The 23,867-nt window shown below is 36.1% G+C and carries 29 protein-coding genes and 1 pseudogene; 12 read left to right on the forward strand and 18 right to left on the reverse strand.

Annotated features, from left to right (window positions below):
- Window positions 1-75 precede the first annotated feature (75 nt).
- Entirely contained in the window at window positions 76-297 is a 222-nt protein-coding gene (locus H560_RS22925; protein WP_155844973.1) for a hypothetical protein, read from the forward strand.
- Between the two features lie 133 nt (window positions 298-430).
- On the opposite strand, the gene H560_RS0106590 is transcribed toward H560_RS22925, so the two are convergent.
- Complete coding sequence (locus tag H560_RS0106590; protein ID WP_027379309.1) at window positions 431-1,222, reverse strand: S1/P1 nuclease; 792 nt, start codon at window positions 1,220-1,222, stop codon at window positions 431-433.
- 291 nt (window positions 1,223-1,513) lie between these two features.
- On the opposite strand from H560_RS0106590, the gene H560_RS0106595 reads away from it, so the two are divergent.
- Genes H560_RS0106595 through H560_RS0106605 form a run of 3 tightly spaced genes read left to right on the forward strand, consistent with a single transcriptional unit; the run spans window position 1,514 to window position 4,571 of the window.
- Window positions 1,514-2,455 (forward strand): type VI secretion system baseplate subunit TssG, encoded by a 942-nt coding sequence (locus H560_RS0106595; RefSeq protein WP_027379310.1) that lies wholly within the window; start codon window positions 1,514-1,516, stop codon window positions 2,453-2,455.
- Window positions 2,456-2,511: 56 nt separating this feature from the next.
- On the forward strand, window positions 2,512-3,420 hold the full coding sequence (locus H560_RS0106600; RefSeq protein WP_027379311.1) for a TssN family type VI secretion system protein: 909 nt from the start codon (window positions 2,512-2,514) through the stop codon (window positions 3,418-3,420).
- A gap of 11 nt (window positions 3,421-3,431) precedes the next feature.
- The gene (locus H560_RS0106605; protein WP_027379312.1) at window positions 3,432-4,571 is read left to right on the forward strand and encodes a hypothetical protein; all 1,140 of its coding nucleotides are present in this window, start codon (window positions 3,432-3,434) and stop codon (window positions 4,569-4,571) included.
- A 50-nt stretch (window positions 4,572-4,621) separates the two neighbouring features.
- On the opposite strand, the gene H560_RS0106610 is transcribed toward H560_RS0106605, so the two are convergent.
- Complete coding sequence (locus tag H560_RS0106610; protein WP_027379313.1) at window positions 4,622-5,275, reverse strand: metal-dependent transcriptional regulator; 654 nt, start codon at window positions 5,273-5,275, stop codon at window positions 4,622-4,624.
- A gap of 84 nt (window positions 5,276-5,359) precedes the next feature.
- Here H560_RS0106610 and H560_RS0106615 point away from each other — a divergent pair, with 84 nt between their 5' ends.
- A complete protein-coding gene (locus H560_RS0106615) occupies window positions 5,360-6,391 on the forward strand; it encodes a threonine aldolase family protein (protein WP_027379314.1) in 1,032 nt (343 codons plus the stop codon).
- 51 nt (window positions 6,392-6,442) lie between these two features.
- Here the strand turns inward: H560_RS0106615 and H560_RS0106620 are convergent, their stop codons facing one another.
- Window positions 6,443-6,946 (reverse strand): hypothetical protein, encoded by a 504-nt coding sequence (locus H560_RS0106620; protein WP_027379315.1) that lies wholly within the window; start codon window positions 6,944-6,946, stop codon window positions 6,443-6,445.
- A 202-nt stretch (window positions 6,947-7,148) separates the two neighbouring features.
- Between H560_RS0106620 and H560_RS21210 the strand changes: the two genes are divergently transcribed.
- On the forward strand, window positions 7,149-7,751 hold the full coding sequence (locus tag H560_RS21210) for a hypothetical protein (RefSeq protein WP_051289200.1): 603 nt from the start codon (window positions 7,149-7,151) through the stop codon (window positions 7,749-7,751).
- Between the two features lie 157 nt (window positions 7,752-7,908).
- Here the strand turns inward: H560_RS21210 and H560_RS0106630 are convergent, their stop codons facing one another.
- The 6 genes and pseudogenes from H560_RS0106630 to H560_RS0106650 all read right to left on the reverse strand — a co-directional run bounded on the left by H560_RS0106630 (window position 7,909) and on the right by H560_RS0106650 (window position 10,178).
- On the reverse strand, window positions 7,909-8,466 hold the full coding sequence (locus H560_RS0106630) for a DUF4256 domain-containing protein (RefSeq protein ID WP_027379316.1): 558 nt from the start codon (window positions 8,464-8,466) through the stop codon (window positions 7,909-7,911).
- A gap of 50 nt (window positions 8,467-8,516) precedes the next feature.
- Window positions 8,517-8,735, reverse strand: a pseudogene (locus tag H560_RS21215) (DUF1801 domain-containing protein); the annotation flags it as partial.
- Window positions 8,736-8,824: 89 nt separating this feature from the next.
- Entirely contained in the window at window positions 8,825-9,022 is a 198-nt protein-coding gene (locus tag H560_RS23735; RefSeq protein ID WP_394330254.1) for a hypothetical protein, read from the reverse strand.
- The gene (locus H560_RS23740) at window positions 8,992-9,141 is read right to left on the reverse strand and encodes a hypothetical protein (RefSeq protein ID WP_394330255.1); all 150 of its coding nucleotides are present in this window, start codon (window positions 9,139-9,141) and stop codon (window positions 8,992-8,994) included. The genes H560_RS23735 and H560_RS23740 overlap by 31 nt, the downstream gene beginning before the upstream one ends.
- Window positions 9,142-9,145: 4 nt before the next feature.
- On the reverse strand, window positions 9,146-9,469 hold the full coding sequence (locus tag H560_RS0106645; protein ID WP_027379317.1) for an ArsR/SmtB family transcription factor: 324 nt from the start codon (window positions 9,467-9,469) through the stop codon (window positions 9,146-9,148).
- Window positions 9,470-9,719: 250 nt separating this feature from the next.
- Window positions 9,720-10,178, reverse strand: coding sequence for a PA2169 family four-helix-bundle protein (locus tag H560_RS0106650; RefSeq protein ID WP_027379318.1), 459 nt, complete (start codon window positions 10,176-10,178; stop codon window positions 9,720-9,722).
- Window positions 10,179-10,483: 305 nt separating this feature from the next.
- Between H560_RS0106650 and H560_RS0106665 the strand changes: the two genes are divergently transcribed.
- Complete coding sequence (locus H560_RS0106665; RefSeq protein WP_027379319.1) at window positions 10,484-11,275, forward strand: Cof-type HAD-IIB family hydrolase; 792 nt, start codon at window positions 10,484-10,486, stop codon at window positions 11,273-11,275.
- Window positions 11,276-11,414: 139 nt separating this feature from the next.
- Window positions 11,415-11,585, forward strand: a complete 171-nt coding sequence (locus H560_RS22930; protein WP_155844974.1) for a lmo0937 family membrane protein — start codon at window positions 11,415-11,417, stop codon at window positions 11,583-11,585.
- A gap of 133 nt (window positions 11,586-11,718) precedes the next feature.
- On the opposite strand, the gene H560_RS0106670 is transcribed toward H560_RS22930, so the two are convergent.
- Window positions 11,719-12,708, reverse strand: coding sequence for an aldo/keto reductase (locus tag H560_RS0106670; protein ID WP_027379320.1), 990 nt, complete (start codon window positions 12,706-12,708; stop codon window positions 11,719-11,721).
- Window positions 12,709-12,979: 271 nt separating this feature from the next.
- Between H560_RS0106670 and H560_RS0106675 the strand changes: the two genes are divergently transcribed.
- Entirely contained in the window at window positions 12,980-14,248 is a 1,269-nt protein-coding gene (locus H560_RS0106675) for an NAD(P)/FAD-dependent oxidoreductase (RefSeq protein ID WP_027379321.1), read from the forward strand.
- Window positions 14,249-14,308: 60 nt separating this feature from the next.
- Here the strand turns inward: H560_RS0106675 and H560_RS0106680 are convergent, their stop codons facing one another.
- Complete coding sequence (locus H560_RS0106680) at window positions 14,309-15,118, reverse strand: anti-sigma factor (protein WP_027379322.1); 810 nt, start codon at window positions 15,116-15,118, stop codon at window positions 14,309-14,311.
- 1 nt (window position 15,119) lies between these two features.
- Complete coding sequence (locus H560_RS0106685) at window positions 15,120-15,689, reverse strand: RNA polymerase sigma factor (protein ID WP_228372433.1); 570 nt, start codon at window positions 15,687-15,689, stop codon at window positions 15,120-15,122.
- A 276-nt stretch (window positions 15,690-15,965) separates the two neighbouring features.
- Between H560_RS0106685 and H560_RS0106690 the strand changes: the two genes are divergently transcribed.
- The 3 genes from H560_RS0106690 to H560_RS0106700 all read left to right on the forward strand — a co-directional run bounded on the left by H560_RS0106690 (window position 15,966) and on the right by H560_RS0106700 (window position 18,158).
- Complete coding sequence (locus tag H560_RS0106690) at window positions 15,966-16,535, forward strand: fasciclin domain-containing protein (protein ID WP_027379324.1); 570 nt, start codon at window positions 15,966-15,968, stop codon at window positions 16,533-16,535.
- A gap of 75 nt (window positions 16,536-16,610) precedes the next feature.
- Window positions 16,611-17,318 carry a ferritin-like domain-containing protein gene (locus H560_RS0106695; protein ID WP_027379325.1) on the forward strand — a complete coding sequence of 236 codons (708 nt, stop codon included), beginning with the start codon at window positions 16,611-16,613 and terminating at the stop codon, window positions 17,316-17,318.
- A gap of 24 nt (window positions 17,319-17,342) precedes the next feature.
- The gene (locus H560_RS0106700) at window positions 17,343-18,158 is read left to right on the forward strand and encodes a ferritin-like domain-containing protein (protein ID WP_027379326.1); all 816 of its coding nucleotides are present in this window, start codon (window positions 17,343-17,345) and stop codon (window positions 18,156-18,158) included.
- Between the two features lie 161 nt (window positions 18,159-18,319).
- On the opposite strand, the gene H560_RS0106705 is transcribed toward H560_RS0106700, so the two are convergent.
- The 6 genes from H560_RS0106705 to H560_RS0106730 all read right to left on the reverse strand — a co-directional run bounded on the left by H560_RS0106705 (window position 18,320) and on the right by H560_RS0106730 (window position 23,817).
- The gene (locus H560_RS0106705) at window positions 18,320-19,027 is read right to left on the reverse strand and encodes a DUF421 domain-containing protein (RefSeq protein WP_027379327.1); all 708 of its coding nucleotides are present in this window, start codon (window positions 19,025-19,027) and stop codon (window positions 18,320-18,322) included.
- Between the two features lie 57 nt (window positions 19,028-19,084).
- Window positions 19,085-20,353, reverse strand: a complete 1,269-nt coding sequence (gene bioA, locus H560_RS0106710; RefSeq protein ID WP_027379328.1) for an adenosylmethionine--8-amino-7-oxononanoate transaminase — start codon at window positions 20,351-20,353, stop codon at window positions 19,085-19,087.
- Window positions 20,354-20,447: 94 nt separating this feature from the next.
- Window positions 20,448-21,431, reverse strand: coding sequence for a biotin synthase BioB (bioB, locus tag H560_RS0106715; RefSeq protein ID WP_027379329.1), 984 nt, complete (start codon window positions 21,429-21,431; stop codon window positions 20,448-20,450).
- The gene (bioD, locus tag H560_RS0106720; protein ID WP_027379330.1) at window positions 21,431-22,066 is read right to left on the reverse strand and encodes a dethiobiotin synthase; all 636 of its coding nucleotides are present in this window, start codon (window positions 22,064-22,066) and stop codon (window positions 21,431-21,433) included. Before bioD ends, bioB begins: the two co-directional genes overlap by 1 nt.
- A 28-nt stretch (window positions 22,067-22,094) precedes the next feature.
- Window positions 22,095-23,201, reverse strand: coding sequence for an aminotransferase class I/II-fold pyridoxal phosphate-dependent enzyme (locus H560_RS0106725; RefSeq protein WP_027379331.1), 1,107 nt, complete (start codon window positions 23,199-23,201; stop codon window positions 22,095-22,097).
- Window positions 23,194-23,817 carry a hypothetical protein gene (locus H560_RS0106730; protein ID WP_027379332.1) on the reverse strand — a complete coding sequence of 208 codons (624 nt, stop codon included), beginning with the start codon at window positions 23,815-23,817 and terminating at the stop codon, window positions 23,194-23,196. The genes H560_RS0106725 and H560_RS0106730 overlap by 8 nt, the downstream gene beginning before the upstream one ends.
- Between the last annotated feature and the right edge of the window lie 50 nt (window positions 23,818-23,867).

Raw genomic sequence — 23,867 nt, forward strand, 5'->3', positions numbered from 1 at the left:
TTCAAAAATTAGTTGTAAATTATGGCTCTCATGTCACAGAACGGCGATTTTATCATTTCCGGCTTCCTATAAATTTTGAAAAAACAGTGTAGAGTAGTTGTTGTCAGTAAAATTGTATTGGGAGCTTTATCCCGCTTTCCGTTGCAATTCCTCATTACGCGGCTCCGCTTCGCTCCGCCGCTCCATTCCGGGATTTTCACTGCAATCGGGGCTAGGGCAGCAGGACTGGTGGCTTCGAGAGCCTCAGCCACCATAGAAAGGCAGTCTTTCAAACAATATGCACCTCAATACAATTAAAAAATAGTGCAAATTCTTATTAAACCTTCAAGGTTTTTAATTTGACTTTAAAAACAAAAAAGCGAAACCAAAAAGTTCCGCTCTTATATTTTCCATGTTTGACAATCGGCTAAACCATCACCCGTCAACTATTTTAAAAAAGATCATTCAACAATTTCGCCAGCCTCAAGCCTCCGTAAAGAAGCTGTCTTTCCATAATATCATTGAATTTATACTGATAATCGTATGACAATTTTGAGCCTGCCGGTGTCTGTGCGTAGATTTTATTAGCGATTTTATGAGAATCGTAAAGCCAGTCTTCCAAAGTTCCCGTCTGGATTTGTGCCACTTCATCTTTTGATTTGATGTCCAGTAATTTTGCGTATTCTGTATAGCTGTATTTTTGAGAATCTACCAATTTCCCGTCCCAGACAGAATGAAGGTTTGTTTTATCTCCAAAATATGTTACATCTATTTTATTTCCGCCTAAATCTTCAGCTCTTCCTACGTGCAGCGGCTGTGCAAGGTCACCCATCATATGAATAAGGAAAACCAATGCTATTTTTCTGTCTTTCTCTGAAGTTTTTTCATCTTTAATCTGGCTTGATAAAACCTTGATCTGAGAATATAAGCTTGCTCCGGCCTGCGCTTTTAAATTCTGCTCAAAAGCTTTGAAATCCGTCTGTGGATCTATGTTTACATAGTGCCATGCTGAAGCCTGTTTCCATACACCGGTGGTATCAGATTTAATGAAATCCGGCCAGTTGGCCCAATAGGCCAAGCGTTCATTCCCCATAATTTTTTTAATCTCTCTTCTGGCCTTTCCGGAAAGGTGGTTCTCAGCAATTTCTGCAATAACCCTGTGACCCGTCAATCCCCATGCATACGAATAAAGCGATGCTGAAATACATACTAAAATTAAAATTTTAGAATAAATACTTTTCATTATAAAACATTTTTCAGGGTGCAAAGATACGGTTAATTTAAGGTTTAGATTAAGCTTAAACTAAGGATTTAAAAATTTAACTAAATCTTAAACTTGCCCAATCTGCGACTGCGATTCTCAACCTCAATCTTAGTCTTAGCTTTAATTTTTTCTATATTTTTACTATTTCTGATTTATATTTTTCGTTTTAGTCTTAATAATTACTATTTTTAGAATAAAATTAATTGAAAAATATTTTTTCAAGAATTTGAGATATATTATTTTTACAAGCCAAAAATCACAGGAAACACTATGTATGAGAATAATATCGTAGAAATGCATTATAATAAACTTCAGACAGATTTCAAAGCGGAAGCCGTTGCAGTAAATCTCCTGAAGTACCATCGTGCGGTGAGCAATATTTTTATTGATAGAATAGGAATTAATGACCGTGCTTATCTTAAGGATATTAAAAGTATTTCGAGCAGCTATTTGGGTTTTGATGAAGAAGTTTTTACAATAGAAACCTATAGGGAAGGCATTTACGATTACCTTCCGGAAGGTCTTTTTCATCCGCCTTCGCTGGGCGCATCAAGAAAAAATGTAGAAAATGTAGTGCGGGAAATCCGAAAGCAGAAAAGGGTAGAAGATGATGCAAGAAGATTTTTTAAACCATTTGAATTAGAAATATTTTTCACTGAAATCAGCGCTTTGCTTAAAGAATTTGATTTCGAAATTTCAAGTGATACAGATTCTTTGCTGGAAACGGTAAGCGAGCTCTGGCCTTTAATTAATATGCTTGATAAGAAGAGTGCCTACATTTTTATCTATATTCTGCCTTTTTTTCACCAGATCAGGGGAGATAAGTCATGGTTTGAAAGATGCATGACCGCTTTTCTTCAGGTTCCTGTAAAGGTCACCTTTACCCCTAATATCATTGAAGATATTGAGGAAGATGATGATTCTATGCTGCTGGGAAATTCAAGACTGGGTGTAACTTATATTCCAAGCGGAAGGCACATGGACGGGCAGAGAAACTGGGTAGTGAACATAGGACCTATTCCTTATCAGGATATGAAAAAATATATTCACGGAAGCCCTTTCCGAAAAGTTTTACAGGCAATGTATGATTATTTTTTACCTGTAAATGTAGATGTGGAGGAAAATTTTATCACAGAAAAAAAAGAATATTCTTTCGCATTGGAAGATGATGAAAGAAATGCAAACAGGCTCGGCTATTCTACATTCCTGTGAAAATTTTTAACTATATTTACAATCACCAATAAAAATATAAATTTGAAAAAAGACCAATGGAAATTTCTTCAGTAAAAGGTATCTTTTTAAGGTATATTTTAATGCCTTTATTCGCGGTAATTATGATGATAGTTTTAGGAGCTATCAGACGGAACAAGCCTGCGATTAAGATCAAAACCATCATTATATATGTTCTGCTTTGCAGCTTGTGCCTTGCGATTCCGGGTATTTTCGGTTTTGCTGGAAATCTTTTTAATCCGTACTGGTATCTCATTGCGCAGATCGTTTACCTTATTTTAGGGATTATTCATGTGAATTTATCTGATCACTATTTTAAAAAGCATTTCAGTTCCTTAACGAAAAGCATTCTTTTCGAATCCGTGCTATCTCTTACCTGTGTAGGCTTCGGAGGATACCTGTTTTACCTGATTTTTAACTGGATGAGCAAAGGTACCGGTTACCCCATTATGGCAGCTACAAGTATGTTGATTTTCCTGGTTCCGCTGGTTTTTCATTATTGTTATATTCAGCTTATCAGTATTCCGGTGGATATTTATAAGACATGGAGATATTCCCCGGAACAGAGACTTCCTGATTTCGAAGGAGCGGATTTTGACCGTCTCATGGTTCTGAATGTAGAATTAAGCAAAAATCTTGAAGATTCCAACCGCTTCAGAATCAAAGCAAAAACCCTTCCTACAGGGGTTACTTTCGGAGACTGGTTTTACAGGGTGGTGGATGATTATAACCATAAAAACCCGAACTCAATAATCCATCTTTCGGACGAAGCCAAAGATCCTTATTACTGGATTTTCTATACAAAAAAGTCATTTTTCAGCTTTAGAAAATATATAGACTTTGATCAGGATATTACTGAAAACAGAATTGTAGAAAACGATGTCGTGATCTGCAAAAGAGTAATCCAGCATGAGGAAGAAGGAGTAAGAAAACCACACACAGCATAAAAATATTGAATATGATACAGCCTATTAAGCATTTTGCAATCAATTGGGTTGACGGGATGAAGGTTTCCCAGAGACATCTTAATGATCAGGATAATTTTTTAATTGATATCATAAGAGATTCTAATTCTTTGGGAATCACTACATATAATTACGGACTTTTACCTATTTCCAACGAATTTACAGACAGGACTATTTTTGATGTTCATAATACCGCAACGAATGATGTTCAGTTAGTCATCAAGCATTGCAGCGCCATCACAATGGCCGGTTACAGGATTGAACTGAATGACAGAAGGGTAAGCGTAAAATCATTGGCCAAAACAATGAATGAAGACCAGGCAGATGGAGATTATTATATCTTAATTTCCGTTAACCCGTTTGATAAAGTTCCGTTCGGGGATATTGATCCGGAAGAAATTCCACCGCGCCACCCGAATACACAATCGAACCACCATATTGAGCTTCTCCCTGTAACTTCTCTGAACAGCAGCTACTCGGGAGGGAACTACCTTATCATAGGGAAAGTAGATTTAAAGGGAAATATTGCGCAGGTAGATTCTAATTTTATCCCGCCATGTACGTCCATTCAGAGTCATCCGGCGTTGTTGGACTATTACAATACTTTTGCGAAATCCATCGGGAATTTGCAGCAGTATGCTTTTAAAATCATCCAGAAAGCATCGCATAAAAATCAGAATACGGCTTTGGCTCAAAACGTTAAGTTCCTGTGTAACACGATGATCAATACGTTTGGAGATATGTATTTCCAGTTCAGAAATATTACCCCGTATCAGCCGCCTGTATTTTTAATTGAATCTTTTGCAAAGCTGGCGTTGCGCTTATACAATGCTACCCAGGTTCTGGTTCCTGCGGAACTGGAAGAAATGCTAAATTACAGTCTGGAATGGAGCGAAATTGCTCCTCATACCTTACTGAATCAGCTATCCATCGTAGCTGAAACCAATTATGATCATCACAATTGCGGTGAACCGCTTTTATATATTCAGCAAATGCTGAGAAGTCTGGAAACAATCTTCTCTAAATTAAGCGAGCTGGATTACATCGGACAGAGAAAAGAAAATATCATTGTTAATGAACAGGAAGTTTCAAATAACAATAATCCGAAAAGAGGCTGGAGTGTTTTAGATTAATCAGCAAAACTTTAAAATATAAATCCCGAACCTTATAATTCGGGATTTTTTTATTTTTTGACTAATATTTTTTCAGTTGCTTTTTTGCTTAAAATTTCCTGCTTACCCTCAACTTCCACCGCCATGGATTTGTCGAAGTTTTCAATTTTAATAATCTTAATTTTTGTATTTAAAAGAAGCTTTCTTTCCGTTAAATAATTTAAAAAAGCATCATCAGAAAGGGTTACAGAAGCAAAAATCACAGTTTCCCCTACATTACATGAGCTTAGTTTCTGCAGGTCTTGGGCAATAATGTTTCCGTCTTTGTCCGGAATTGGCTCACCATGCGGATCAAATTTGGGATAATCAAGAATTTCATCCATTTTATCGAAAAATACAGCAGAATGCACATGCTCAAGCTGTTCCGCTATCTCATGCACATTTTCCCATCCGAAGTTCATGGTTTTGACCAGAAACATTTCCGTAAGCCTGTGTTTTCTTACTACCAAAGCCGCTTCTCGTCTTCCTTTTTCGGTGACTATCAATGGTTTATACGTTTCGTAAATTACCCAGCCTTTTTCCGCAAACTTTTTCATCATATTGTTTACACTCGGCATTTTTACATATAAAAACTTGCTGAGCTCATTGATCGTAACTTTACTTTCATTGTCAACGAGATGAAATAAAGCTTTCAGATAATTTTCTTCGGTGAGTGTAGCTTTCAAATGTTAGATGGTTTTCTATACAAATCTAACAAAATATTATCAATAATATATGCTTGTTCGATGAACTTTTTTTAATTTTACTTCATGAAATTTTCATTCAAAAACGACTATTCAGAAGGTTGTCATCCTAATATTTTACAATCACTTTTAGCCAATAATATCGATCAGCAGACGGGTTACGGAGAAGATCAATATTCTTTAAAGGCAAAAGAATTAATCAAAGAAAAAATGAAAAGCCCGAGCTCGGAAATTTATTTTGTTTCCGGCGGAACCCAGGCCAATCTTATTGTAATTTCTTCTATTTTAAGACCTTATCAGTGTGCAATTTCAGCTGCTACAGGACATGTTTTAAATAACGAGACCGGAGCCATTGAAGCTACAGGCCACAAGGTTTTAAGCATAGAAAAAGAAGACGGAAAACTTTCTCCAAAAGATATAATTCCTGCGCTGGAAAGTCACAGAAATGTCCCTCATCAGGTGATGCCGAAGCTGATTTATATTTCAAATTCCACGGAATTAGGAACGGTTTATACATTTAAAGAATTAAAAGAGCTGTCAGATTTCTGCAGAAACAACGGATTGTATCTGTTTATGGATGGCGCAAGGCTGGGACATGGTTTAACCTCTGAAATAAGTGATCTAACTTTAGAAAATGTTGCTCAGCTTACGGATGTTTTTTATCTGGGAGGAACTAAAAACGGCGCGTTGATAGGGGAGGCAATTGTCATTAATAATAAGGAGCTTCAACAGGATTTTGCTTTTAATATTAAACAAAAAGGAGCCTTACTTGCGAAAGGAAGATTACTGGGAATCCAGTTTTTGGAACTAATGAAAAATGATCTGTATTTTGATCTTGCAAAACATGCGAATCAGCAGGCCATGAAGATTAAAAATGCAATGAAGGAAAAGGGAGTACAATTCCTTGCTGATACTTATACCAACCAGATCTTTCCTATTTTAAGTAATGATTTGATTGAAAAAATATCCGAAAAGTTCGAATTTTATGTCTGGAAAAAAATTGATGAAAATTTTTCTGCAATACGTCTCATCACCTCATGGAATACGGCAGATGAGCCGGTAAATGATTTTATAGAGATTTTAAAAAGAGAACTATAATAAAGAAACAGCCCCGATTCGAGGCTGTTTTTATTTTTTGAGGAATATAAATTATTTAAAAGCTTTTGCGACAGTATTGCAGTCAGCAACTTTTAAATTTCTTCCGCCTTTATATTCTATTTTTTTACCGCTGGCATATTTTGTTCCGGTTTCGGCGTCTCTTTCACCGATTCCTTCACTTAAACCATCTTTTGTCTGAAGAAAATAAATATCATTTTTATTTCCTGATTTTCCTTCAGCTTCAAAAGTATAGGTCAGTTTAAGGGTATCTCCGGATTTCATTCCGCTTAAATCTCCTTTATTACTGTCTTTCTCACTGTTTTTGGTAACCATTTTTCCGGTAATTGTTCCCAGATTATCATCAAGAGTTACAAAAACGGTATCCTTTCCGGTAACACCCATATAGCAGAAAGATTTTGGTTTTAAAGTATCCACCACCGTTTCAGTAGCAGCAGTAGTATCTGCCGGAGCTGCTTCCGTAGCCGCAGCCTCGGTCTTTTTATTACAGTTCATAAGAAAAACGGATAATGTACTTAATAAAATTAATTTTTTCATACCTCGTTTATTTATTTAATAACGCTAAAATAATAATAGTATTTTTATGTGAAGTAAATTTTTTATTAAATTAATGTGATTGAACAATTTTTTCCTAATTGCTGAGAATTGCTTAAAATTTTTTCGCTCAATATTTACCGTATAATACTAAATATAATAGGGGCACAGAATGTGATGCGTATTATTGATAAAATTTACAATTATGAAAAGGATATTTAAGCTCAGCGTTTTATTTTCGTTAATTTTAAGCTTTAATTTTTCAAAAGCAGAACCCCCACAAAATTATATCTACACATCATCTGGTGATCTGCAGAAAATTGAAAAGCTTATTACAAGAAAAGATATCGGAGGAGTTCAGATTGTTTATAACTGGAAATCTTTGGAAACAGCGAAAGATGTTTATGATTTTTCAAGGATAGAGAAAGATTTGGAATATCTTACGAAATTAAACAGGAAATTATTCATCCAGCTGCAGGACAGATTTTTCGAGCCCAAAGCAAGATATGTACCTGATTATATACTGAATGATAAAGAATATTCCGGCGGTTTGGTGCCTCAGTATGATAATCCCGGGGAAAATAAACCTGTAGGAAACGGGTGGGTTACCCAACAATGGAATCCTGCGGTCAGAAAAAGATTTCAAAAGCTGATAGGAGAGTTAGCCATAAAGTTCGATGGTAAAATCCAGGGGATTAATTTACCGGAAACCGCCATTGATATTGATATGAAGCGTGATAAAACCGGATTCAGCTGTGTTATAAAAATCCAAAAACCAAAAAACCGTTCACGAAAGAAGAATTTGTAGCTTATGCAGAAAATTATCTTGGAGTAAACATCATATTCTGGAGTGTAGAATCTCCGTGGCTGAAAAAAAATTGATTTTACTGTTCTTAATTTTCAGAAGAAATAAAAAAAATGAGTTATGAAAAATATTCACAACTCATTTTTATTTGCTTAATTTTTTACACTTTAAGACAGCCTCTGAAACCTCTTGTAGCATAGTAAGAATCTGCACCGTTATGATACATGAAAACAGTATTGTAACGTCTGTCACAGAAAATAGCCCCTCCAAGTTCACGGATGTTTGCAGGCGTTTTTACCCAGCTTGAAGTTTTTTGGTCAAATTTTCCTAATTCCTGAAGCTTACGGTATTGCTCCTCCGTCAGAAGTTCAATGCCCATTTCTGAAGCTTTATCAATTACATTGCTTTCCGGCTTATTGGCTTTTCTGCTTTCCCAGGCCTGATAATCGTAGCAGAGACTTCTTCGTTTCGGGCTTTCCGGCGAGCAGTCTGCAAAGATATATTCATCTGTTTTTTTATCATAGTCTATCACATCTGGCTCACCCTCAGTCTGTTCCATTTCATGTAATGACCATAGCTTTTCGGTATTTTTTTCGAGTTTTGCAAGGATTTTCTGCCAGTCGAGATTTTTATGACGGCTCATATTTTTTTCAAATCGTGATTTTAGAACTTTTAAAAGCTCTTCACTTTGTTCTACGGACAGTTTCTTTTTGTTCATATCAAAAGTATTAAGGATTTAGATTAATTTTTCTGTCTGAAGGTCTAATTTTCTGAATCATTAAGTAAAGCACCTTTAAAAAACAACAGTGCACAATATTCTTTAAAACCGTGAATTAGGAAAATATTTTTCCCATGATAGGTGTAGCACGGACATCCCCATTTTAATTCTTCTTCAAGAGCTGTATCCAGTGCGATGGTCCTTAATTTTTCAAATTCTTTCTGCCATTGTTTAGCTTTGTCAAAAAAGAAATCAATGTTTGTGTTCATGATGTTTTTTATTTTAGATAAAAGATAAAAGATAAAAGATAAAAGATAAAAGATAAAAGATAAAAGATATTTGAGTAAATCTCTAACTTCTAATTTTCCAACTTTTCAATAATTTCCTGCAGGCGGTTGTGAGCCATATTAATACCCTGTGCAAAAGGCATTTTCAAATGCTGATCCCTGAAATCCACTGATTTATAAATAGTTTGAATGGTAATCTTACTTTTTCCGTCAGAAATTTTTTCAAACTCCAAAAATTCTATCTGTACAGGAAACGGTGTATTTTCCATTTGGAAAGTCCGGGTAATGTATAAGCCTTGAAAAGCAGTTCTACAGGAAGATCAAATTCTCTGATAATGAATATTTCCTGTTTGCCGTCTTCGGCGTGAATTTTTGTTTTTAGTTCCATATTTCTATTTTTTTTGCTGATAATTTTTCATGATGCTTTCCAGCTTATTGAATCTGTCGTCCCACATTTTTCGGAAAGGTTCTATAAAATCGGCAATTTCTTTCATTTTATTTGGATTCAGGTGATAGATGATTTCCCGGCCGCTTTGCTCAGCTGTTAATAATTCACATTCTGTAAGAATCTGAATATGTTTGGACACTGTAGGTCTGGCCGTATCAAAATTAGATGCAATGGCTCCGGCTGTCATAGATTGCGCAGCGACCAGCATCAAAATTGATCTTCTTGTAGGGTCAGCTATTGCCTGAAATACATCCCGTCTTAAATTCATTATGTAGCTATTTGACTACAAATATATATGAAGTTATTTGACTACACAAATTTTGATTAAAAAAAATGATGTTTTGGGTTTAAATTCTAAAATTTAAAAAGTCCTATAATTTATATTATGTTAAATTGTGAATATTTCCGGGAAATTAAATATTCGTGAAATCAGCCTTACCAATGAGTTTTTGCTATTATTCAAAACAAAAAAATTCTTACCTGTCTAGATAAGAATTTATTTTAATCGTAGAATAATTTTAGTCTTTGCTTTTATATTCTTTCATTTTTTCAAACTGATGATAAGAATCATTAATGCTTCTATATTGTTCTTCAACTATTTTTGAACTTTCCGGTGACAATTCTCCGCTGTTTAAAGCATTCTGATAAGCTTCTACGGCAGCTTTTTCTCCAAAAACTACATGCTCCAATGTAGAATTTACGTTAGCAGACATGAAAGAATTTTTGATATCAATCCAGGTTCTGTGCAATGCTCCGGCCACTGATGAAGAATCTTCCGCCTTACCGCCTTTGTCGTTGATTAAATCAATGAGCTCAACTTTCATCAGCTTCGTTTGTGAAATCATGTGTTCATAATCATCTTTCACATCGGGGTATTTTTCCCAGATTTTCCCGTCTACTTTTCCAAAACCTTCAATTCTGTCATTTGTAATGTGCAGAAGATCATTTAATACAGATATTTCTTTTTGATTTTCCATGATAAAATATTTTGTGGTGTTTAAGAATTTGTACAATTATTATGCCTGTAGGGATATTGTAACTTATTATAATTGGCTTGAAGCTGGAAGAATGAAGCTGGAAGTTACTGCCAGGCTTAAATAATTCCGAATTGGCGTAAAATTAAATAGAATTTCATCTTTAATAAACTTCCCTCTCCTAACTCCCAGCTTCCAGCATCACCCATTTTAAATTTATAATAACAATTCAATAATGTAAGCTTAAACCATTAATCAAAATATTATTATTGTATTTTTGTAAAATAATTCCAAATTTTACTTATAATATGAAGGACACTCCTACCATTAAAGCTGTATTTTTTGACATTGACGGGACTTTAATTAGCTTTAAAACCAATAAAGTACCGGATTCTACACTAAATGTGATTAAAGAATTACGCAGGAAAGGAATAAAAGTAATTGTTGCTACGGGCAGATCTATCAATACTCTAGCACATATCTCACATATTGATTTTGACGGTTTCATCACCTTTAACGGCGGGTATTGTGCCACCACGGATGGTGAGATATTATTCAAAAAGACAATTGACCCGAAAGATATAAAGGCGTTGGTAAATTATGCTGAAAATAATCCGCTCAGCTTTTCGCTGATGTATGAAAATAAGGTAGAAATTAATGATGCTACTCCGGAAGTTGTCGGGATGTATGCTCATGTTAATCTTCCTGTCCCTCCTATTCATAATAAAGAAAATATTGATACGGATAATGTACTTCAGGCTAACATTTTTCTTCGTCCTGATGCTGAACAGCAATTTATGGATAACGTAATGCCCAACAGTACGGCATCCAGATGGACTCCCCTTTTTGCGGACGTAAATCCGGGAGGCATCAGTAAAGAAATCGGAATCGGGATATTTTGTGAGCATTTCGGGATTGATATTTCCGAGACGATGGCATTTGGTGATGGCGGAAATGATATTTCGATGTTAAAATGCACAAAAATTGGGATTGCCATGGGAAATGCAAATGATAATGTGAAAGAAATTGCAGATTATATTACGGAAGATGTTGATAATGATGGAATTGAAAAGGCTTTGAAGCATTTTAATATTATTTAATCTTCTGCAATATTTTTTTGATTAAACGTTTAAAAAATCAACTAAAATTTGTTTAATGCTATTAATTTTAAACTTGTTTTTTTAAAAAGGCACAATATGTGTATTAGACAAGGTATATAACATTAAAAATTTTTTAGTCATGAGAAGTATATTATGGTTAGTCGCAGTCATTTGTATTGTAGTATGGCTTTTAGGAATGCTAGGAATTGTTCCGGGAATGAGCACAGGATATCTAGTCCACGTATTGCTTGTTATTGCCATCATTGTAATTCTTTATAACATTATTACAGGCAGAAGGCCCTTAGATTAGTTCGTTTAAGAAACTGAAGATATAAAGCTGGAAATGGGAAAACATACATTCTTAATTTCCAGTTTTTTATTTTTAAAGTGAAAAAATCTTCTGTAGAATTACAGAAGATTTTCTTTTTTTATAGGATCAATTTCTATTGAGGAACCTGGGCTTTTTCATAAATCAAGCCTTCTGATTTCAATTCTTTCCAGAAATCTGCCGGAATTTTTTTATGCAGGGCATTCACATTTTTTTCTACCTGCTCAGGTTTGCTGGCACCGGGAATAATTGAAGCGAACTCGTCAGCAGCCAGTACAAAATGCAGTGCCGCATCTACAATATCAATTCCATGCCTTTTTGCAATTTCACTGATTTTATTGCGTTTTTCGGTCATTCCTTTTGGGATAACATCCTTATAATTATATCGCGGCCTGCTATTGATAAATCCTGAATTAAATCCCGCGCCGGAAACCAGCTTTACACCTGCTTTTTTTACAGCCGGCAGAAGCCTGTCAACCGCATCTTCATGCTCAAGAATTGAATATTGAGTTGCCGAAAGACAAATATCAGGATCAGCAGAATCCAGGCAGTCCAAAATTGGTTCTATTTTATTGACCCCCATTCCCCATGCTTTGATAACGCCCTGATCTCTTAATTCTGATAAAACTTTGAAAGCTCCTTCCCTGGCTTGTTTCAGAAAATAAGGATACCTGTCTCCCACCTGATCTTCCGAAAGATCATGAACATAAACGATATCAATATGATTAAGCCGGGTTCTTTCCAGACTGTCTTCTATGGATTTTTTAATGGCGTCTGCGGTATAATTATGCTCAAAGTCGTAGTTCAGAGGAGCTTTCCACATCGTAGGAGGAACTTCAGATTCAGGAACTTCCACAAATAATCTTCCCACTTTTGTAGAAATTACAAATTCATCCCTGTTTTGGCCGTGAAGGAAATTCCCGAATCTTCTTTCACTCTTAGTCAGCCCATACCAGGGAGAGGTATCATAATACCGTATTCCTAAATCCCATGCTTTCTGCAGAACTTCGTAAGAATCTCCGTCTGTAAGAGCTTCAAAAGCAGTTCCTATAGCTACCCCGCCCAATCCTAGCTTATGTTTTTCCGTTAAAATGTCTGATTTCATAAATTTAATATTTAAAATTTTGGTTTCTTATGAAATACAAACATCGTGCAGGGAGGTTGGTTTGAACGTTTAAAGTTTAAATTAGTTTAGGTTTAAAGTTTCCTGTCTTTTTGATTTAAATTATAAAAATTGAAAACTGAAGTTTACTTTTTACTGTTTTTATACTTAAAATAAATAATGTAAAAAGTTTCTTACATAAAATTAATACTACAAAAGCTGCATTTGGCTTTATTATTGAAGGAAAATGAGTACCACTTCAATATCTTACAATATGAAAAAGCACATCGTAATCGTAGGCGGAGGATTCGCGGGAATCAACCTTATAAAAACGTTGGTGAATGACAACAGATTCAGGATCACACTGGTTGATAAAAATAATTATCACTTTTTTCCGCCGCTTATCTATCAGGTTGCCACTTCATTTATAGAAGCTTCCAATATCAGCTACCCTTTCAGAAAGCTGATTTCAAATTATAAAAATGTTAACTTTCACATGGGGAGCCTTACAAAGGTAATTCCGGAGAATAACATGATTGAAACAGATGCCGGAACATTAAGCTACGATTATCTGGCATTGGCTCTTGGTACGGAATCTAATTTCTTTGGGATGGAAAACGTGCAGAAATGCTCGCTTCCCATGAAGACAATCGAGGAAGCTTTATATCTAAGGAATTATATGTTGCTGACTTTGGAAGAAGCGGCCAGAAATAAAAATGTAAAAGAAGCTCAAAAACTGCAGAATATTGTGATTGCCGGCGGCGGGCCAACCGGTGTGGAACTTGCCGGAATGATTGCTGAAATGGGCCAGTATATTGCGGAAAAAGAATATCCTGAAATCAAGCTCGGGCTTTCTAATATTTACCTTATCGATGCACTTCCTTCCCTTTTATCTCCTATGAGTAAGCTGGCTCAGGAAGCGGCCCATAAGCAATTGGAGAAATTGGGAGTGAAAATTATTCTTAATACGGCGGTAAAAGATTACGTAGACAATAAAGTGATTCTTGCAGACGGTAAAACCATTGATACGGAAACATTAATCTGGACTTCCGGTGTGATCGGGCGTGAAGTTCCCGGTATTCCTGAGGAAAGTATCGGGAAAGGAAGAAGATTACTGGTAGATGCTTACAATAAAGTCCACGGAACGAAAAATATTTATGCTTTAGGCGATATTGCTTTACAGCTTACAGAAGAAAAATACCCGAAAGGACATCCTCAATTAGCTCAGGTTGCGATTCAGCATGCTAAGAATTTTGGAAGAAATTTAAAGAGAGTTGAGGACGGAAAAGTGCTTAATCCATTTAAATATAATGATAAAGGAAGCATGGCTATTATCTCGAAATTCAATGCGGTGGTGGATCTTCCTAAGTTCTCATTTAAAGGATTTTTTGCGTGGCTTACCTGGCTTTTCATTCACATTATTCCTTTGGTTGGATTCAGAAGCAAAGTCCGGCTTGCATTAGACTGGCTGAGATTATTCATTACAAATAACCCTTCGATACGGTTGATTTTGCAGCCCAAAAGAGATACCAGCAAAGAATAAAGTTGAGTTTAGAAAAAAAAGACTAATTGTGAAAATTAGTCTTTTTTTTATCGTTAAAATTTAAATTTCTCCCATTACATACATATTCTCCATGGTCGGAACGGGGCTTCCACCCTGCTTTTCCAGTGTTATGGCAAAAGCCTGGGCATTAGGAATCTGTGCGAGGGCAATTTTGCTGTCTTTTTCTTCAGTGTACATTCCTGCGTTTACCGGCTTGCCGTCTGCAATTGCCCAAAGCTGATACTGCATGCCTTCAGGAGCTTTCGGTAAATTTTCGGCGTTCAGGTACACTTCTTTTGTTTTTTTGTCCCAGAAAACCATAGCTTTAGATTCTTCATGCTTTTCAACACCCTTCAGCATTACCATTTTCATATCAGGATTGGTGAACATCTCCATTTTTTTGTTCATTTTCTGCAGGGCAAGATCCTGGGCTTTTTTTTCGGCCTGCATGAGTGCAATTTCTTTTTTGGTATCGGATTGGTAATTCATCCAAAAAAGATTTCCGGCAACACTTACCAAAAAAAGAACGGATGCAGCAATAGCAAATGCTTTCCAGTTGCTGTTCCCCTGTATTTTTATTTCTTCCTGAGGTTTTGCAGCAGGAATATCCGTGGAAACAACCGGCTGAATAGGTTCCAAAACCTGTTCCTGCTGGATTTTGTTCCAGATCTTAGATTTTAGATTGCTTGGAGGTGTTACAGCCTGAGCCGTAGCCAGATCTTCCAAAGTTTTCTGAGCTTCTTCAAAAGCGGCTTTTACTTCAGCATTGTTTTTCATCACACACTCCAAAATCCCTGCTTCCTCGGGAGAAGCAAGACCTAGAATATAAGATTCTATAATTCCGGATGATATGTATTCTTTAGTGTTCAATTTATTGATAATCTTTTAGCAAATCTTTTAATTTCATCAGTGCATTCCGCATTTTTGTTTTTACCGTTCCCAGGGGTATTTTCAGTTTATCTGATATCTCATTTTGCGTGTATCCCTGGTAATAAGCCAGATCTATCATTTCCTGCTTATCCACTTCAAGGCTTTTAAGAATATTGTTGAATCCTATAAAGTCTGATGAATTATTGGTTGTTGAAAGTTCTGCAGAGTTATATACGAAATCAGGAAGCGGTTGGTTTTTCAGCTCGTTTTGGAAACCTTTTGATTTCAGGTAATCTATTGCGGTATTTCTTGCAATATTGATCATCCAGGTATAAAATCTTCCTTTTGATGAATCGTATTGGTGGATAGAATTCCAGATTTTCACAAAAACATCCTGGATAACTTCTTCGGTGTATTCTTTAGACTGAACAATTCGGAGAATCATACCATACAACGCGCCGGAATAGTTATCATACAAATGATGAAAACCAGCTTCGTTTTTTTCTTTTAGTAAAACGATAAGTTCCTCTTCCGAATAGTTTGTTTTAATAGTGAAAATTTTTCTTCTCAAAAATAATAAAATAAAACAAATATCAAACTAAAACATAAAATTCTTTTGAATTATTAATGATTTTAAACAATTGTTTGAAAATATCTAAAATTTTGACTTAATTCTTGTCTATCTGTTATTCATTGTCGTGGTTTTTTAATTTAAATGTAAAATTAAGTTTCTGATTTATAGTTGTTTATAATTTATTTAAAACAATTTAAATCTAAATGAAAACCAGCCTCGTAAATGATTTTAGAAAGAAATTCAAATAAAATATTAATTAAAAAATCAACGAAAATGAACACGAAATCAAAAATCACAATGCTGGGTATGATCGCCTTATCGTTTGCCTTCTGTGGAAACGCATTCGCACAAATGACGAAAGAAAAGACTGTGATGGTGGGCGGTGCAGCAATGTATCCTTCAAAAAATATTATTGAAAATGCTGTTAATTCTAAAGATCATAAGACATTGGTAGCTGCTGTAAAAGCTGCAGGTCTGGTGGAAACTTTACAGGGAACAGGGCCTTTCACCGTGCTGGCTCCTACAGATGCAGCATTTGCAAAGCTTCCGAAAGGCACAGTGGAAAATTTGGTAAAACCTGAAAATAAGGCAATGCTTACTAAAATTCTTACTTATCATGTTCTTCCTGGAAAATTTAACGCTACACAAATCTGGGCTGCCGTAAAAGCAAATGACGGAAAAAGTATGATGAAAACAGTGGAAGGTGAAGAGCTTACTTTCTGGACAAAAGGGAAAAACCTTTATGTAAGAGATGCAAAAGGAAACGATGCGAAAGTAACAATAGCTGATGTAAATCAGTCAAATGGAGTTATTCATGTAATTGATACGGTGCTGATGCCATAATAGTTTAGTTTTTTTAACAGCATAATCTTTTTATGTTGTTTTCTCTATTAAATAACACTTAAAACAAATAATATTATGAAAAAAACCATCAATGTTTCTACTCAGGGAGCTACCCTTGATACAAGCAGAAGAAATTTTTTGAAACTGAGCGGTGTGGGCCTTGCTATGGCCGGACTTACACTGATCGGGTGTGACGATGATAATTTTGAATTTGTCGATAATAAGGTTTTTGATCTTGGTATGGGCGATGTGGGAGTACTAAACTATGCCTATGCTTTGGAACAGCTGGAAGCAGATTTTTATACTAAAGTGGTTAATAATTTCTACTCCGGGATTTCCACACTAGAAAAACAGATTTTCACTGATCTTTACCATCATGAGGTAATCCACCGCGATTTTTTTAAAGCTGCGATAAGCGGAGCAACTTCCAATGTCTTACCTACTTTGGAATTTCAGTACCCGAATGTAAACTTCAATGACAGAAATTCTGTACTGGCCACAGCCAAAGCTTTGGAAGACACCGGTGTTGCAGCTTATAACGGAGCCGGAAAATACATTTCCAACCCGGATTATCTTGTGATTGCCGGAAAAATAGTTTCCGTGGAAGCGAGACATGCTGCAGCCATCAGAGATTTAATCAATCCCGGAACAGCAGCTTTTTCTGGTGATGATGTAATAGATGCCAACGGATTGGATCTTGCCAAGGAGCCTAAAGATATTGTAACGGCAGCCGGCGGATTTATCAAAACACCTTTTACCTGGAAAGAACGGGGAATTGTTTAATCATTAATTCAAAAAATTACTATTATGAACATTCTAAAAATACTAGATAAGCTTTCTAATGACAAATTTTTCACCATGGAAGCATCAAGATTAGAAACACTTACCAATGCTTCTTCATTTGGTAAAAAAGCTGCAGTAGCAGCCGTTCCTCTGGGTCTGGGAACTGTAATGGCAACTTCCGCAAAAGCAGAAACACCAACAGCCGTTTCGGGAGGAACTTTCTTTAAAACTGCTTTAACAGATGCTCTCCAGCTGGCGCTGGTGCTAGAATATCTGGAAAATGAATATTATGCAATGGGACTGGCCGCTACAGGATTAATTCCCAATGCAGATAAAGTTGTTTTTATGCAGATTGCAAAGCATGAATCCGCACATGTAACTTTTCTTAAAAGTACATTGACTTCCCTTGGGGTTACTCCTGGTCCAAAACCAAACTTTGATTTTACGGCGGGAGGTAATTTTACACCTTTTACTGATTATAACCAATTCTTAATCCTTGCACAGGCATTCGAAGATACTGGGGTAAGAGCTTACAAAGGGCAGGCTGGAAATGTAATGTCTAATAAAGTGGTGTTGCAGGCTGCTTTACAGATCCATTCTGTAGAGGCAAGACATGCATCACAGGTAAGAAGAATGAGAGCCAATAAAGGCTGGATAGAACTGGCAAACGGAGGAAATATGCCGGCTGCCACTAATGCTGTGTATGCCGGAGAAGATAATACAAGTCAGGCAGGTTTCAATACGGCGGCGGCTTTTGGGGCGGCTGCAGGTTCGGCTGCTTATGACGAAATTTTAACCGGAAGTGACGCTCAGGCAATAGCCTCATTATTTATAGTCTGAGATAATTTCTTTATGTTAGCTGTAGTCCCTTTCTTTTTAGAAAGGGATTTTTTATGAAGTGAATTGTCAAAAGTTATTTATTTTTACTATATTTGCGAATCGAAATAATTTTTTTTCATCATTTGTGTTTTTTTTAGGCTCCTCTTTGGAGCCTTTTTCATTTAAGTAACACGTTTTTTACTGCTGGAAGGTATCCACTCATCTTTTTTACATTTCGGGCATATGGCTTCACCAGAGGCAGTTTTTTCTTCCGTATATCCACAAAATATACATGAATAATAGCCGTCTTTTGTAATTTTATTTAATGGATTTTCCAAAGAATCAGGCATAATCGGTAAGCCGTATTTCACCTTCTCATCTTCAAAATAAAAAACACTTATTTCTCCGGAAATTTCTTCAATAGCTTTTTCAATCTGGCCGAGTTGTGATATCCCTTTAAGCCGCAGTTCTGCGAAAAATTCATCACTGCCGAGATTTTCTTTCTTAAAATTTTCAATAGAAAACTGCCCGTTTTCTATAAGACATATAGATTTTCCTTCTACCAGCTTTTCAAATTTTTTGCTTTTACCAATAAAATGAGTAACCACCGTGTACAGCAGGATAATGACCATGAAGACAATAATAGACGATATTATTCCCACATCCTTATTAAACATCGGGTCTCCAGCTGCCGAACCCAGGCCGATAATAACTACAAGCTCAAAAAGTGAAAGCTGCTTCACTCCTCTCTTTCCCAGAATCCTCAGCCCGATGATGATGGTTACAAACATGATAAAAGTCCGCAGAATGATTTCAAGGAGAAACGACCATTCTTCATGACCCATTAACAGTTCTTTCCAGTCGAGTTTTAACAAAAATAGGGATACCATAGAAAATTATTTACTATCCTAAGCTCCAAAAAACAAGCCATGAACATTCATTAGCTGTTATATTGATTCAGAAAGAACTTCAAGAATATTTTTATAAATAAAATCCAGCTCAGAGAAAGTTATACAATACGGAGGCACCAGGTACATCACATTTCCCAGCGGTCTCATAATAATTCCGCGCTTTAAAAATTCATTATAAACCTTCTTCCCGATATCATTAAAATAAGAAGTCTGCTGCTCTGTTTTGAAATCCCAGGCTAAAATGGTCCCGCACTGACGAACATTTTCTACCTGCGGATGCTGCTTCAGGGTTTCTGAAAAGTCTGAATGCTTTTGACTGATTTTAGCAATATTTTCCAACGTTTCTGGCTTTAATAAAAGTTCCATACTTGCCAAAGCTGCAGTACAGGCCAACGGATTGGCTGTAAATGAATGACCGTGAAATAGTGTTTTATACTTATCATCAGATAAAAAAGCATTGAAGATTTCATTGGAACATGTTGTAATTCCCATGGGCATTGTCCCGCCGGTAAGACCTTTTGAGAAGCACATAATATCCGGTTTTTCCGAAAGATAATCCGCTGCAAATAATTTTCCTGTTCTTCCAAACCCTGTAAAAACTTCATCCTGAACAAGAATAATTTTCTCCTTTTTGCAGAAATTCATTAATTCTGATAAGTCTTCTGGATTATACATCAGCATTCCTGCGGCCCCCTGAACCAACGGTTCATAAATAAAGCAGGCAATCTCATCATTGTACTCCCTGATTTGATTTTTTAAATTTTCAAGATTATCGGGATTGGGTGTATCAAGGAAAATAACTTCGAATAGCATCTCGCCAAAAGGTTTTGTCCAGACACTTCTGCCGCTCACGGACATTGCCCCGAATGTATCTCCATGATACGCATTTTTAAAAGCTAAAATTTTCTTTTTCTCCGTTCCTTCATTGTAGGCATGCTGAATGCACATTTTTAATGCGACTTCCACGGCTGTTGAGCCATTATCAGAATAAAAAACTTTTTCCTGATTTTCTGGTAAAAGCTTTAATAAATTTTCAGAAAGCTGGATGGCGGGCTCATGCGTAAAACCTGCGAAAATTACCTGTTCCAGAGTATTCAGCTGTTCAAAAACCCTTTGTGCAATATAAGGATTGGCATGACCGTGCAGGGTTACCCACCATGAGGATACCGCATCAATATATTGTTTTCCTGCTTCATCAAAAAGGTAAACTCCCCTGCCCTTCACAATTGGGATCGCATCTCCGGCAGTTTTCATTTGGGTGTAGGGATGCCAGTTAACGGCTTTATCGCGCTCTTGTAGATTCATAGCAATTATTAATTGTGAAAAAAGTGAATGGTGAATAGTGAATTCAAGCATTAAAAAACTGACAATTAACAGTTGACTATTCACCATTCACATGTTAGCATGTCGTCTTCTCTCTTTGCATTGGTTTTAAACCTAACGTCTGAAGCATTTTCATATCTTCTGAAACTCCCGGATTGGGTGTTACCAACAGCGTTTCCCTTTCTCCTGTAAAGATGGAATTTGCTCCGGCCATGAAGCACCATCCCTGCTCAAATTCTGTCATTTCAATTCTTCCGGCACTCAGTCTTACCATAGATGAAGGCAGTACAATTCTTGCAGTGGCGATCATTCTTACCATTTCCCAGGTGTCTACTTTTTCATTATTTTCAAGCGGAGTTCCCTCTACTCTTGCCAGTGCGTTGATAGGTACGGATTCCGGATGTTTTGGCATGGTTGCAAGTGTCAGAAGCATGGAAATTCTGTCTCTATGCGTTTCTCCAAGCCCGATAATTCCGCCGGAACATACGGTAATTCCGGCTTTTCTTACATTGTTTATTGTGTTAATTCTGTTGTCAAAAGTTCTTGTTGAAATAATCTCTTCGTAATATTGCTCCGAAGTATCAAGATTATGGTTGTAAGCATATAAACCCGCTTCCTGAAGGCGTTTTGCCTGTTCTTCGGTCAGCATTCCGAGGGTACAGCAAACTTCCATTCCGAGATCATTAACACCTTTTACCATATCAATTACCCTATCAAAATCACGGTTATTACGTACTTCGCGCCATGCGGCAGCCATACAGAAACGGGAGGAGCCGCTGTCTTTTGCTTTTCGGGCATGGGCAATCACCTGTTCAGTAGGGAGTAAAGCCTGAACTTTAATATTGGTATGATGTCTGGCTGCCTGTCCGCAGTAAGAACAGTCTTCCGGGCAGCCTCCGGTTTTTATTGATAATAAGGTAGATATCTGTACTTCTTCCGGATTGTGCCATTCACGATGAACTGTTGCAGCTTTATAAATAAGCTCCATAAGGGGAAGATTGTATATTTCTTCTATTTCTTCTTTTGTCCAGTCATTTCTAAGTTCACTTTTTTTATCCATTATCCTATTTTTGTTAATTGTTTTACAATACTTTCTATATTTTCTTTTGTTATATTTTCAATGTCGGGAATTCTTATAATTTTTGTTTCCGGCTGAATATTTTTACATATTATTCTTTCTGTGTCGGGAGGAAAATTTCCGTTAAGAATCAGGTATTCAAGTTTTATTTTTTTTTGATGTAAAGCTAAAATTGATAACAAAGTATGATTGATACAGCCTAAATAATTTCTTACTACCAATGCAGCAGGAACATTTAATTTTTTAATAAGATCAATTATGAAATCTTTCTCATTTAAGGGAACCATAAGCCCTCCTGCTCCTTCTATAATTAGATTGTTTTCCGTTTCCGGAAGATTGAATTCATTTAAATCAATTACAATATTTTCCTCAAAAGCTGATTGATGAGGTGAAGCGGCCAGCTGAAAACGGTAAGTTTCCGGATGACAAACTGTAGTTTCTCCTACCCATGCTTTTATTTTCATAGTGTCAGAAAATTCCAGATCGCCTGACTGAACCGGTTTCCAGTAATCTGCATTCAAGTATTTCGTTAAAACCGCCGAGCATACCGTCTTCCCTACTTCAGTTCCGATTCCGGTAACGAAAAGGAGTTTTTGCTCTGTACTTTTCTGTTTCATATTCATTCAATATTTTGAATCATTTCCGTTAAAATCCTTTGATAATTGTTGTTAATTCCAGAATTTCTTCTTCTGTGTTAAAGCTGTGGAGACAAATCCTCAGTCTTTCTGTTCCTTCTTTCACAGTCGGGCTAAAAACAGCATACGTTAAAAATCCTTTTTCCAGTAAGGTTTGCTGTAAGCTTTTTAATTGATGGTTGTCCGGGATCAAAATAGCCTGAATCGGGCTGTTTTCAGAGGATGAAATTTCTAAATTCTGCTCACGGAAAATTTTAATATTATTTTGTAATTTGATTGATAATTCACGATTTGCATTTAAAAATTGATATCCTTCTTTTATGCTCATCCAAAGAAAATCATGCGCTGAAGTGGTATAAATAAAAGGTGACGCAAAATTGATGAGATAAGATTTTACAGTGTCATCGGTTAAAACTGCAGCACCGTGCGTGCCGAGTGCTTTTCCATACGTGACAACTGTTGCCAGAACTTTTTCCTGCAGATTAAATTTATTAACCAAACCATATCCAAATACCCCAAAAGCATGGGCTTCGTCTACGATTAATCCGGCTTTATATTTTTCTGTAATTTTTACAATTTCCTGAATTGGAGCAAGGTCTCCATCCATCGAATATAAACTCTCAACCGCGACAAAGCAATTCGCTTTTTGTTTTTGTAAAATATCCTCTAAATGCTGAAGACCATTATGTCTGAACTTTATTTTTTTAGCATGAGACATTTTGCAGGCGTCATGTACCGAACGATGAATTTTTTCATCTACAATAATGATATCATGCCGCGTAGGAAGTGATGAGAATAAAGCCAGATTAGCATTATAGCCTGAAGAAAAAAGCAATGCTGATTCATATTGATGTTCTTTTGCAATAAAATCTTCTGTTTCGGTGACCTTAGAACTGTTTCCGCTAATTAACCTTGAGCCGGTGCTTCCTGTCAACAATTGAGGATTCTGTAAAACATTCTGTAACAACAGATCTTGAAAATCTTTATTTTGTGCCAAGCCTAAATAATCATTAGAATAAAAATCTATTCCTGTTAATTTTTTCTTTAAAATCCTTAATGTTCCGGCTTCTTTTCTTTTTTCTAAATCTATTTGGAAATGATGAAAATTATTAAGCATAATTGTATTCTAAAACCTCACGGGAAATAGCGCTGATCCACTCTTGGTGTAATTTTTTTTCAATTTCTAAAACTACTTCTGCATGGCTTTCCCAGTCATCAGAAAACTCATTAAGCTGATTAATCATTTCTTCAAGATGTCCTTCTTCTTCTAAAATGATAGATTTTACCATGATTTTGGATGCTTTTTTTGTAAGAACTTCCTGATATACAGGATACAATTCATCTGCACGGACTTCAATAGCATAAGTTACAAAAAGATAAGCCGCATATTTAAGCTCTTCTTTTGTCAGCTTAAAGACTTTCTGTAAATATTTGCAGGCTTTGATATCCAAAGAATGAAGATATTGCCTTGTTGCAATGGGAGCAAGTAGCTCAGACGGTTCATAGTTTTTACAAATTTCCGAACTGATTTTTAAAATTTGTTTCTTTAAATAATAAGCATGACGATGTTCTTCTGCCGCATGTTTCAGCTGGATTAAGTCTACTTTTGTAGGATGTTCGCAGGCAGAAATTTTTCTGGCACCGGCATTTTCCATAAAGGAAAGCGTATTAAGCCATTTTGCGTGGGTTTCATTATGCTGAACAATTTTCTCTAAAAGATTATAAAATTCCATTCCTTATTGTTTTAAATCAAAAGTAGTATATTGCCGGATGGTTATATGGT

The sequence above is a fragment of the Chryseobacterium daeguense DSM 19388 genome, from assembly GCF_000430825.1.
GTDB lineage: Bacteria > Bacteroidota > Bacteroidia > Flavobacteriales > Weeksellaceae > Chryseobacterium > Chryseobacterium daeguense.

What these genes read in the sequence shown, in the direction of transcription:
- H560_RS0106630 (WP_027379316.1), bottom strand. Translation starts at nt 8,466, where the DNA reads ATGAACAAAAAGAAACTGTCCGTAGAACAAAGTGAAGAGCTTTTAAAA.
- H560_RS23735 (WP_394330254.1), bottom strand. Translation starts at nt 9,022, where the DNA reads ATGGAAAATACACCGTTTCCTGTACAGATAGAATTTTTGGAGTTTGAA.
- H560_RS23740 (WP_394330255.1), bottom strand. Translation starts at nt 9,141, where the DNA reads ATGGAACTAAAAACAAAAATTCACGCCGAAGACGGCAAACAGGAAATA.
- H560_RS21210 (WP_051289200.1), top strand. Translation starts at nt 7,149, where the DNA reads ATGAAAAGGATATTTAAGCTCAGCGTTTTATTTTCGTTAATTTTAAGC.
- bioB (WP_027379329.1), bottom strand. Translation starts at nt 21,431, where the DNA reads ATGGATAAAAAAAGTGAACTTAGAAATGACTGGACAAAAGAAGAAATA.
- H560_RS0106695 (WP_027379325.1), top strand. Translation starts at nt 16,611, where the DNA reads ATGAAAAAAACCATCAATGTTTCTACTCAGGGAGCTACCCTTGATACA.
- H560_RS0106675 (WP_027379321.1), top strand. Translation starts at nt 12,980, where the DNA reads ATGAAAAAGCACATCGTAATCGTAGGCGGAGGATTCGCGGGAATCAAC.
- H560_RS0106665 (WP_027379319.1), top strand. Translation starts at nt 10,484, where the DNA reads ATGAAGGACACTCCTACCATTAAAGCTGTATTTTTTGACATTGACGGG.
- H560_RS0106620 (WP_027379315.1), bottom strand. Translation starts at nt 6,946, where the DNA reads ATGAAAAAATTAATTTTATTAAGTACATTATCCGTTTTTCTTATGAAC.
- H560_RS0106595 (WP_027379310.1), top strand. Translation starts at nt 1,514, where the DNA reads ATGTATGAGAATAATATCGTAGAAATGCATTATAATAAACTTCAGACA.
- bioA (WP_027379328.1), bottom strand. Translation starts at nt 20,353, where the DNA reads ATGAATCTACAAGAGCGCGATAAAGCCGTTAACTGGCATCCCTACACC.
- H560_RS0106725 (WP_027379331.1), bottom strand. Translation starts at nt 23,201, where the DNA reads ATGCTTAATAATTTTCATCATTTCCAAATAGATTTAGAAAAAAGAAAA.
- H560_RS0106605 (WP_027379312.1), top strand. Translation starts at nt 3,432, where the DNA reads ATGATACAGCCTATTAAGCATTTTGCAATCAATTGGGTTGACGGGATG.
- H560_RS0106600 (WP_027379311.1), top strand. Translation starts at nt 2,512, where the DNA reads ATGGAAATTTCTTCAGTAAAAGGTATCTTTTTAAGGTATATTTTAATG.
- H560_RS0106650 (WP_027379318.1), bottom strand. Translation starts at nt 10,178, where the DNA reads ATGGAAAATCAAAAAGAAATATCTGTATTAAATGATCTTCTGCACATT.
- H560_RS22930 (WP_155844974.1), top strand. Translation starts at nt 11,415, where the DNA reads ATGAGAAGTATATTATGGTTAGTCGCAGTCATTTGTATTGTAGTATGG.
- bioD (WP_027379330.1), bottom strand. Translation starts at nt 22,066, where the DNA reads ATGAAACAGAAAAGTACAGAGCAAAAACTCCTTTTCGTTACCGGAATC.
- H560_RS0106705 (WP_027379327.1), bottom strand. Translation starts at nt 19,027, where the DNA reads ATGGTATCCCTATTTTTGTTAAAACTCGACTGGAAAGAACTGTTAATG.
- H560_RS0106645 (WP_027379317.1), bottom strand. Translation starts at nt 9,469, where the DNA reads ATGAATTTAAGACGGGATGTATTTCAGGCAATAGCTGACCCTACAAGA.
- H560_RS0106690 (WP_027379324.1), top strand. Translation starts at nt 15,966, where the DNA reads ATGAACACGAAATCAAAAATCACAATGCTGGGTATGATCGCCTTATCG.
- H560_RS0106670 (WP_027379320.1), bottom strand. Translation starts at nt 12,708, where the DNA reads ATGAAATCAGACATTTTAACGGAAAAACATAAGCTAGGATTGGGCGGG.
- H560_RS0106615 (WP_027379314.1), top strand. Translation starts at nt 5,360, where the DNA reads ATGAAATTTTCATTCAAAAACGACTATTCAGAAGGTTGTCATCCTAAT.
- H560_RS0106730 (WP_027379332.1), bottom strand. Translation starts at nt 23,817, where the DNA reads ATGGAATTTTATAATCTTTTAGAGAAAATTGTTCAGCATAATGAAACC.
- H560_RS0106590 (WP_027379309.1), bottom strand. Translation starts at nt 1,222, where the DNA reads ATGAAAAGTATTTATTCTAAAATTTTAATTTTAGTATGTATTTCAGCA.
- H560_RS0106700 (WP_027379326.1), top strand. Translation starts at nt 17,343, where the DNA reads ATGAACATTCTAAAAATACTAGATAAGCTTTCTAATGACAAATTTTTC.